Source organism: Streptomyces rubellomurinus (assembly GCF_000961885.1).
GTDB classification, from domain to species: Bacteria; Actinomycetota; Actinomycetes; order Streptomycetales; family Streptomycetaceae; genus Kitasatospora; species Kitasatospora rubellomurina.
This window is the reverse complement of the sequence record NZ_JZKH01000241.1, coordinates 1-1,365: the sequence shown is the minus strand read 5'-3', so window position 1 is coordinate 1,365 and position 1,365 is coordinate 1. Positions and strand designations below refer to the sequence as shown.

Annotated in this window: 3 protein-coding genes; 2 read left to right on the top strand and 1 reads right to left on the bottom strand. The window is 71.8% G+C overall.

Annotated features, from left to right (window positions below; genetic code table 11):
* On the top strand, positions 1-478 hold a 478-nt coding region (locus tag VM95_RS37545; protein ID WP_045705923.1), incomplete at its 5' end, for an electron transfer flavoprotein subunit alpha/FixB family protein.
* A gap of 133 nt (positions 479-611) precedes the next feature.
* Here the strand turns inward: VM95_RS37545 and VM95_RS37540 are convergent.
* On the bottom strand, positions 612-1,043 hold the full coding sequence (locus VM95_RS37540) for a Zn-ribbon domain-containing OB-fold protein (protein WP_052706965.1): 432 nt from the start codon (positions 1,041-1,043) through the stop codon (positions 612-614).
* Positions 1,044-1,248: 205 nt separating this feature from the next.
* Here VM95_RS37540 and VM95_RS41105 point away from each other — a divergent pair.
* On the top strand, positions 1,249-1,365 hold a 117-nt coding region (locus tag VM95_RS41105; protein ID WP_167353000.1), incomplete at its 3' end, for an acyl-CoA dehydrogenase family protein.

Sequence of the window (1,365 nt, the reverse complement as noted above, 5' to 3'; positions counted from 1 at the left end):
CGCCCCGGCCGCCGGCGCCGTCGAGAACGTGTCGGTCGAGTTCACCGGCAACGCCGCCAAGGTCGTCTCGCGCACCCCGCGCGTCTCGACCGGCCGCCCCGAGCTGACCGAGGCCGCGATCGTGGTCTCCGGCGGCCGTGGCGTCGGTGCCGCCGAGGGCTTCGGCGTCGTCGAGGAGCTCGCGGACGTGCTGGGCGGCGCGGTCGGCGCCTCGCGCGCCGCCGTGGACGCCGGCTGGTACCCGCACACCAGCCAGGTCGGCCAGACCGGCAAGCAGGTCTCCCCGCAGCTCTACATCGCCAACGGCATCTCCGGCGCCATCCAGCACCGGGCCGGCATGCAGACCTCGAAGACCATCGTGGCCGTCAACAAGGACCCCGAGGCCCCGATCTTCGAGCTCGCCGACTACGGCGTCGTCGGCGACCTCTTCGAGGTCCTGCCGCAGCTGACCGCCGAGGCGAAGGCCCGCAAGGCCTGATCCCGCGCGGGGAGCTCCCCGCACGGCACGCGAAAGGGCGTGGCACCCGGTACCCCCGGGGCCACGCCCTTCGTCGTCCGCCCGCTGCCCCTGGGCGCGGCACCCGGTACCCCGGGGCCGCGCCCTCCGGCCGTCAGTCGGCGAACGCGGCCAGGTGCTGGGTGAAGCCGCCCTGGGCGGGCGGCAGCGGGCGCGGCTCGGTGTCCGGCACCGGCTGCGACTCCTCCACGGGCAGCAGCCGCAGCTCCGACTGGTCGCCCTCGACCGGCTCCAGCCGCACCCGGGTGCCGACCGGCACGGTGCTGCGCAGCCCGCCGACGATGCACCAGACGTCGAAGCCCTCCGCCATCCGGATCAGCGACTTCTGCCGGACCAGCGGCGTGCGCGCCTGCTCGACCTCGCAGCGGCGGACCACGCCGGTGCCCTCGCTGGGCTCCAGCCGCAGGTCGGTGGAGCCGCAGGTGGGGCAGAGCAGCCGCTGGAAGGTCGGGTTGCCGCACCAGGCGCAGCGCTGGAAGTACAGCGTGGTGCAGCTGCTGTCGGTGTCGATGACTGAGTGGACCACGCTGTTCGTCTCCCTGCGTTCGGACTGCGCTGGGCCTGCGCTCGGCCTGCGCTCGGGCTGTGATCGGACCGGATCGTTCGGCAGAAGTTCGGCAGAAAAAGGATAGGGAACTCAGTGCCGCCCTGTGAAGGCACTGAGTTCCCTTTTTGCTGCGCGCATGCATAATGAAGGGTACTGAGTACCGTCGTGAACAGGAGTGCCGATCATGGGCCAGGACTTCGATCTCTTCCGGATCTCCGAGGAGCACCAGATGCTTCGCGAGGCGGTGCGTTCGCTGGCCGAGGCGAAGATCGCTCCGTATGCGGCGGAGGTGGACGAGCAG